Here is a 7,074-nt window from a genome sequence, read left to right on the forward strand (position 1 = left end):
TGGACATCCCCGAATCGGTGCTGGTGCGCCTCAAGGGCAAGATGCAGCCGGGCGTGACCCTGCGCGACCTGGTCAACGCGATCCCGCTGTACGCGATCAAGGCCGGCCTGCTGACCGTGGCCAAGGCCGGCAAGAAGAACATCTTCTCCGGTCGCATCCTGGAAATCGAGGGCTTGCCGGACTTGAAGGTGGAACAGGCATTCGAACTGTCCGATGCCTCGGCCGAGCGTTCCGCTGCTGGTTGCTCGGTGCACCTGGACAAAGCGCCGATCATCGAATACCTGACCAGCAACATCACCCTGCTGCAGTGGATGATTGCCGAGGGGTACCAGGATCCGCGTTCGCTGCAGCGTCGCATCGACAAGATGAAGGAATGGCTGGCTGATCCGCAGTTGCTGGCACCGGATGCCGATGCCGAGTACGCCGCGGTGATCGAGATCGACCTGGCCGACATCCACGAGCCGATCGTGGCCTGCCCGAACGATCCGGACGACGTCAAGATGCTGTCCGAAGTCGCCGGCGCCAAGATCGACGAAGTGTTCATCGGTTCGTGCATGACCAACATCGGTCACTTCCGTGCGGCGGCCAAACTGCTGGAAGGCAAGCGTGACATCCCGACCAAGCTGTGGGTGGCTCCGCCGACCAAGATGGATGCCTCCGAGCTGACCCGCGAGGGCCACTACGGCACCTTCGGCAGCGCCGGTGCACGCATGGAGATGCCGGGCTGCTCGCTGTGCATGGGCAACCAGGCTCAGGTGCGCGAGGGCGCGACGGTGTTCTCGACCTCGACCCGCAACTTCCCGAACCGCCTGGGCCGCAATTCGAACGTGTACCTGGGGTCGGCGGAGCTGGCGGCGATCTGCTCGCGCCTGGGCCGGATTCCGACCAAGGAAGAGTACACGGCGGACGTGGGCGTGCTGGAAGCCAGCGGTGCGGAGATCTACCGTTACATGAACTTCGATCAGATCGAGGAGTATCAGGAAGCGGGCAAGCCGGTCGCCGCCTGATTCCTTCTGCTTTCGTGGTGCCGACTTTGGTCGGCACGGATTGGACAGGACCCCCTGGTGAAAACCAGGGGGTTCTTGTTTTGTGGGGTAGGGCGGGGATCGGCAACGGGTGGGGACCGGGCGGGTGCTCCTTTTCCGGTGGGTGACGACCGTTGGTCGTCACGCTTTGCGCGGTGGCGCCCGCCGCTGACGCGCATTGAGCGATTCAGTTACAACCTGGCCCATGCATGGTGCATCGTCGACTGTCCACGCTGGACGTGCAGGGGCGCCGTTTTGCGTGGTAAACCGGCACGGCAACCCGCATCGCCCGTAAAGGGAAGTCTACCGACGGATGTCCAATCAGCCGACGAACTGCTGCTGTCGACGCTGGTACGCGTGCCGCAGGCCTTCGGCCTGCAACTGCGCGTGGAAGCCCCGGTAGCGCCGAGCTGTGCTCGGCAAGCGCAGCGGATAGCAGAATCGTGACGACCAACGGTCGTCACCCACCAGATCGATGACGGCCACGCGCTGACGGCCAGCGGCCGTCACTACCGTCTGGCAGCGCGTAGCCCGGTAGCGCCGAGCCATGCTTGGCGAGCGCAGCGGAAAGCAGAACCGTGACGACCAACGGTCGTCACCCACCATATCGATGATGGCCACGCGTTGACGGCCAGCGGCCGTCACTACCGGATCAGCTACGCGACAACGCCAGCAGGCGCTCTGCGATCTTCTCCAGCGGCAGCTGTTCTTCGGCTGCGCCGAGCTTGAACGCGGCGCCCGGCATGCCCCAGACCACCGAAGTGGCTTCATCCTGCACCAGCGTCGGGGCGCCTGCCTGGCGCAGCTGCAGCAGCCCGCGTGCGCCGTCATCGCCCATGCCGGTCAGGATCACCCCGATCGCATTGGCGCCGGCGCTCTGTGCCACCGACTGGAACAGCACGTCCACCGCCGGCTTGTGACGGTTCACCGGCGGGCCGTCGTCGATCCGGCAGCGCCAGCGCGCACCATCGCGGATCACCCGCAGGTGCTTGCCGCCCGGCGGCAGGTAGGCATGGCCCGGCAGTACCGCTTCGCCATCGCTCGCTTCGCGCACGGCCATCGCCGAATGCCGGTCCAGGCGCTCGGCGAATGCCGTGCTGAAGGTCGCCGGCAGATGCTGGGTGATCACCACGGCGGGGGCGTCGGCGGGCAGGCCTTCCAGGACCACGCGCAGTGCTTCGGTACCGCCGGCCGAAGCGCCGATGGCGATCAGGCGGTCAGTGGTGCGGAACTGCGAAGGCCGTGGCGCGCTCGTTGCGCCGGGCGATGCCAGCGTGACCTTGGGTACCACGGGCGAACGCACCAGCGCGCGCACCCGTGAGCGCGCAGCTGTTTTCACCTTCTCGATGATCTCATCGGCATAGCCCTGCAGGCCCCGCGTCACATCCAGTTTCGGCTTGGACACGAAATCCACCGCGCCCAGTGCCAGCGCCTGCAGGGTGGTGTCCGCTCCGCGCTCGGTCAGCGATGAAATCATCACCACCGGCAGCGGATGCAGGCGCATCAGGTTCTCCAGGAAGGCCAGGCCATCCATGCGCGGCATTTCCACATCCAGCGTGATCACGTCCGGTGCCAGCCGCTTGATCTTCTCGCGGGCCAGCAGCGGATCGGCGGCGGTGCCGACCACTTCGATGCCCGGATCGCTGGCCAGGATCTCGCTGAGGATCTGCCGGACCACGGCCGAATCGTCCACGATCAGTACGCGACAGGGTTGTTCCAGGCTCATTCGAACAGCTCCACGCCGCCGGTGACCGGGGCTTTGGACAGGCGGGCGCGTACGGCCGATTCGGCCGCAGCCACTTCGGCTTCGTGCGCGTGCGGCAGGCGGTTGACCACCACGCGGCCGCTGTCGGCGAAGAACCAGATCTTGCGCGGATGGATCCCGCACAGGTCCTCGGCGATGATGGGAATGTGCTCGGCCTGCAGATACTGGCGCACGAACTCGGCGTTGCGCGTACCCACCGGGTTGCTGGTGAAGCCCTTCAGCACGTTGGCGCCGCCGAACACCTTGGCTTCCAGGCGCTTGCGGTTGGCGCCGCGCTTGAGCAGGTCGTTGATCAGCAGTTCCATCGCGTAGCTGCCATAGCGCGCAGGTGCACCATCGCCGACGTTGCCCTCCGGCAGCAGGAAGTGGTTCATGCCACCGATGCGCAGCACCGGATCGCGCAGGCAGGCGGCCACGCAGGAACCGAGGATGGTGGTCAGCGCGGTGTCATCGTCCACCACCAGGTACTGGGTGGGCAGCAGCTTGGCCGCAGTGACCTTGAAGCGGCTGTCGTAGTAGCGCATGACATCGTCTTCGCGCAGGGCGGCGCTCACGTCGGTGCTCCCGGCGCACGGCGGTACAGCGTCCGGCCACACGGCTGGATCAGGTCGGCGGCATGCAGGTAGTTCTCGGAGTGCCCGGTGTACAGCATGCCGTCGTCTGCCAGGTGGCGGACCAGCCGGCCGAGGATGTCGCGCTGGGTCGGCTTGTCGAAGTAGATCATCACGTTGCGGCAGAACAGGGCAGTGAACGGGCCGCCGATGTCGAAGCGCGGTGCGAGCAGGTTGAGCGGGCGGTAATCGATCAGTTCACGCAGCGCGGGCACTACCCGGCACTGGCCGTCGTTGGGGCCGGTGCCGCGCTGGAAATAGCGACGTTTCAGATCCGTTTCCAACGAGGCCACGCGCTCCAGCGCATAGACGCCGCGCGCAGCGGTGGCCAGCACCTGCGTATCCACGTCGGTGGCCACGATCCGTACCGGCGGCTTGAGCGTGCCGAAGGCTTCGCAGGCGGTGATCGCGATGGAGTAGGGCTCCTCGCCGGTGGACGCGGCGCATGACCAGAGCAGCAGCGGATTGGCGCTGGTGGCGGTGGCGGCCCGTGCCTGCAGTTCCTCGCGCAGCTTGTCGAAATGGTGCGGTTCGCGGAAGAACGCGGTGAGGTTGGTGGTCAGTGCATTGGTGAACGCCTGCCATTCGTCATCGCCACCGTTTTCCAGATGGTCCAGGTACTGCTGGAAGCTGCGCATGCCCAGCGCACGCAGGCGCCGCGACAGGCGGCCATACACCATGTCGCGCTTGGCCGGCGCCAGGGCGATGCCGGCACGTTGGTGGATGAGTTCGCAGACGCGGCGGAAATCGCGGTCGGCGAAGTCGAATTCGCGATTGTCGGTGCGGACGAGCGGGGAGGCAGGCAGGGTCACAGGGGGTGTCCAGTGCGGGAACGAAGGCGCGGGGTGCTACCGGCGCCGTTGCGGATCAGAATTCCTGCCAGTTGCCGTCGTCCGGCGTCTGCAGCACGCGCGGAGTGGGGGCTGGGCGCGCGGCGGTGCGTGCCGGGGCGCGCGCCGGGCCCGCGGGTGTGATCGTGGGTCGTTCAATGCGGGCCGCGACCGCGCGTACCGCGGCATCCACCTGGCTATCCAGGCGGAAGATCGCCACGGCATCGGCAAGCTGGGTCGCCTGTTCTTCCATGGCACGCGCGGCGGCGGTGGCTTCTTCCACCAGCGCCGCGTTCTGCTGGGTGGTTTCGTCCATCTGCACCACGGTCTGGTTGACCTGTTCGATGCCGGCGGACTGCTCCTGCGACGCCGCGGAGATCTCGGCCATGATGTCGGTCACGCGCTGCACCGAAGCGACGATCTCGCCCATGGTGGCGCCGGCCTGGTGGACCAGCGCGGAGCCATCGGACACCTTGCTGACCGACTCGTCGATCAGGCTCTTGATCTCCTTGGCCGCTGCGGCCGAACGCTGCGCCAGCGTGCGCACTTCGCTGGCGACCACGGCGAAACCGCGGCCCTGTTCGCCGGCGCGCGCCGCTTCCACTGCGGCATTCAGCGCCAGGATGTTGGTCTGGAAGGCGATGCCGTCGATCACCGAGATGATGTCGGCGATCTTCCTGGAGGAGGCTTCGATCGAGGTCATGGTAGTGACCACCTGGCCGACCACCTCGCCGCCCTGCGAGGCGACGCCGGCCGCGCCGATTGCCAGCTGGTTGGCCTGGCGCGCATGCTCGGCATTCTGGCGCACGGTGGAGGTCAGTTCCTCCATCGATGCCGCGGTTTCTTCCAGGTTGGCGGCCTGCTGTTCGGTGCGGCGCGACAGGTCATTGTTGCCGCTGGCGATTTCACCGGCGGCCAGGGTGATGCTGCTGGTCGCGCCCTGGATCTGGCCGACGATCCGGGTGAGCTGGATGACCGTTGCGTTGGCATCGTCCCGCATGCGGGCGAACACGCCCTGGAACTCACCGTGCATGCGGGCGGTCAGGTTGCCTTCAGCGATGGCCGAAAGCAGCGCCGACAGCTTGCCGAGGTTGTCATCGCTGACCGTCATCATCGCGTTGAGGTTTTCCACCATCGCGCGGAAATCGTGTTCGAACGCGGCGGCGTCGCCGCGCTGGCTGAAGTCGCCGGCCGCGGCGGAGGCGGCCAGCCGCTTGATTTCGGCGTTGATGCGGCCCAGGTTGGCCTTCACCGCATCGACGGTGGTGGTGATGGCGGCCTTGTCGCCGGGGTAGCGGGCGATGTCGGCGCGCAGATCGCCGATGGCGTACTGCTGCACCACCGCCAGCACGTCGTGCAGGGTCTGCACGTGGCTGCCGACCAGCAGGTTGGTGTCACGCACCATCTGGCCGTACTCGCCCGGCACGCTGTCGGCGTCGATCCGGTAGGCCAGTTCGCCGGCTTCGTGGCGGCGCGCCATTTCGCGCTGTCCGCCGATCACGGTGTGCAGCTGGTCCTGCATGCGACCCATGCTGTGCAGCAGGCGCCCGGGTTCGTCGTGCGGCTGTTCGCCGATGGCGTTGTCCAGCTTGCCCGCGGCAATGCCTTCGGCAACCAGGGTGGCCTTGCGCAGCGGGGTGGCGATGCGGCTGCCGATCACCCAGCTCAGCGCCAGTACGACCAGCACGACGATGCCGCCGGTCAGCGCCATGATCAGCGTGAATGTCCACGCCTGGGCCTGCACGTCGTCCATGTACACGCCGCTGGTCACCACCCACTGCCATGGCGCGAACATGTGCGCATAGGTGACCTTGTCGATCGGCTCTTCGGCGCCGGGCTTGTTGGTCTGGTAGTAGGTGAAGCCACCACCGATGCGCGCCATGCCCACCTGCAGGTAGTACAGCGGCACGCCGTCAACGGAGGTGTAGTCCTTCTGCACGCTGCCCACGCGCTCGGGCTTGAACGGGTGCATCAACAGCACGTAGTTCGTGTCCAGCACGTTGTAGTAGTACGCGCTGTCCTGCGCCCGCATGGCGTCGAGGGCCTGGATGGCGGCGGCCTTTGCGGCCGCTTCGGTCAGTTCGCCACTGGCCGCCAGCTTCTGGTAGTGGCTGAGCACGCCTTCGGCCAGTTCCACCTGCACCGCCAGCGATTCCTTGCGGGTTTCGGTCAGGTCCAGGTACTGCATGCGCGCAGCGACGATGGACAGTGCGATGACGCCGATGGCGATCAGCAGGGTGAGCAGGTTGAGCTTGCGGCGAACCGGGAGGTTGTCGAAGTAGCGATGCCAGCGTTGCTTGAGCGTCATGGAGCGGGACCAGAACAGGGAAGGGGGCGCGGATCTGCCGCGTCATCCGTGTTATCGGCCGCGATGGCGGACAATTGAGTGGTGTAGAAGAGCGTGACGACCAACGGTCGTCACCCACCGGGGTGGCGGTCGTCACCAACCGGGGCGGCGGTCGCCACATGACCGCCAGCGGCCGTCACTACCGAGTGGGCAAAAAAAAGACCGGGCACCAGGCCCGGCCTTATCCGAAGACGCAGTCGGATCAGAACTCCTGCCAGTCTCCATCGGCCAGCTCGGTCGCCGGCTGGCGGCTGGCTGGGCGGCGCGGGGCGGACGGGGCGGCCGTCGGTGCAGCGGCACGCGGACGTGTCGGTGCCGGGGTGTCGTGCTGCAGCTCGACCTCGTCCAGGGTGAACACCGACACCGCCTCGCTGAGGTGGCCGGCCTGTTCTTCCATGGCGCGCGCGGCGGCGGTGGCTTCTTCCACCAGCGCCGCGTTCTGCTGGGTGGTTTCGTCCATCTGCACCACGGTCTGGTTGACCTGTTCGATGCCGGC

At 66.8% G+C, this 7,074-nt stretch carries 6 protein-coding genes and 1 pseudogene; 1 reads left to right on the forward strand and 6 read right to left on the reverse strand.

The features are described from left to right. The coding region (locus ACI2JH_RS18880; RefSeq protein WP_404736929.1) for an aconitase family protein at positions 1-1,007 on the forward strand (1,007 nt) is incomplete at its 5' end. A 339-nt stretch (positions 1,008-1,346) separates the two neighbouring features. On the opposite strand, the gene ACI2JH_RS18885 is transcribed toward ACI2JH_RS18880, so the two are convergent. From ACI2JH_RS18885 to ACI2JH_RS18910, 6 genes and pseudogenes are all read right to left on the reverse strand, one after another. Next, on the reverse strand, positions 1,347-1,646 hold the full coding sequence (locus ACI2JH_RS18885; protein ID WP_101116247.1) for a hypothetical protein: 300 nt from the start codon (positions 1,644-1,646) through the stop codon (positions 1,347-1,349). A 31-nt stretch (positions 1,647-1,677) separates the two neighbouring features. Continuing rightward, complete coding sequence (locus tag ACI2JH_RS18890) at positions 1,678-2,751, reverse strand: chemotaxis response regulator protein-glutamate methylesterase (protein WP_404736930.1); 1,074 nt, start codon at positions 2,749-2,751, stop codon at positions 1,678-1,680. Further along, complete coding sequence (gene cheD, locus ACI2JH_RS18895) at positions 2,748-3,344, reverse strand: chemoreceptor glutamine deamidase CheD (protein WP_101099708.1); 597 nt, start codon at positions 3,342-3,344, stop codon at positions 2,748-2,750. Before cheD ends, ACI2JH_RS18890 begins: the two co-directional genes overlap by 4 nt. Further along, the gene (locus tag ACI2JH_RS18900) at positions 3,341-4,213 is read right to left on the reverse strand and encodes a CheR family methyltransferase (protein WP_101099688.1); all 873 of its coding nucleotides are present in this window, start codon (positions 4,211-4,213) and stop codon (positions 3,341-3,343) included. The genes cheD and ACI2JH_RS18900 overlap by 4 nt, the downstream gene beginning before the upstream one ends. Before the next feature lie 55 nt (positions 4,214-4,268). Further along, the gene (locus tag ACI2JH_RS18905; protein ID WP_404736931.1) at positions 4,269-6,539 is read right to left on the reverse strand and encodes a methyl-accepting chemotaxis protein; all 2,271 of its coding nucleotides are present in this window, start codon (positions 6,537-6,539) and stop codon (positions 4,269-4,271) included. Positions 6,540-6,780: 241 nt separating this feature from the next. Next, positions 6,781-7,074: pseudogene (locus ACI2JH_RS18910) on the reverse strand (methyl-accepting chemotaxis protein); the annotation flags it as partial.

Origin of the sequence: Stenotrophomonas sp. NPDC078853, from assembly GCF_044901215.1 — a bacterium.
Classification (GTDB): domain Bacteria; phylum Pseudomonadota; class Gammaproteobacteria; order Xanthomonadales; family Xanthomonadaceae; genus Stenotrophomonas; species Stenotrophomonas lacuserhaii.

Excerpts from the sequence above, each read along its gene's own strand:
- ACI2JH_RS18890 (WP_404736930.1), bottom strand. The coding sequence starts at position 2,751 with ATGAGCCTGGAACAACCCTGTCGCGTACTGATCGTGGACGATTCGGCC.
- ACI2JH_RS18905 (WP_404736931.1), bottom strand. The coding sequence starts at position 6,539 with ATGACGCTCAAGCAACGCTGGCATCGCTACTTCGACAACCTCCCGGTT.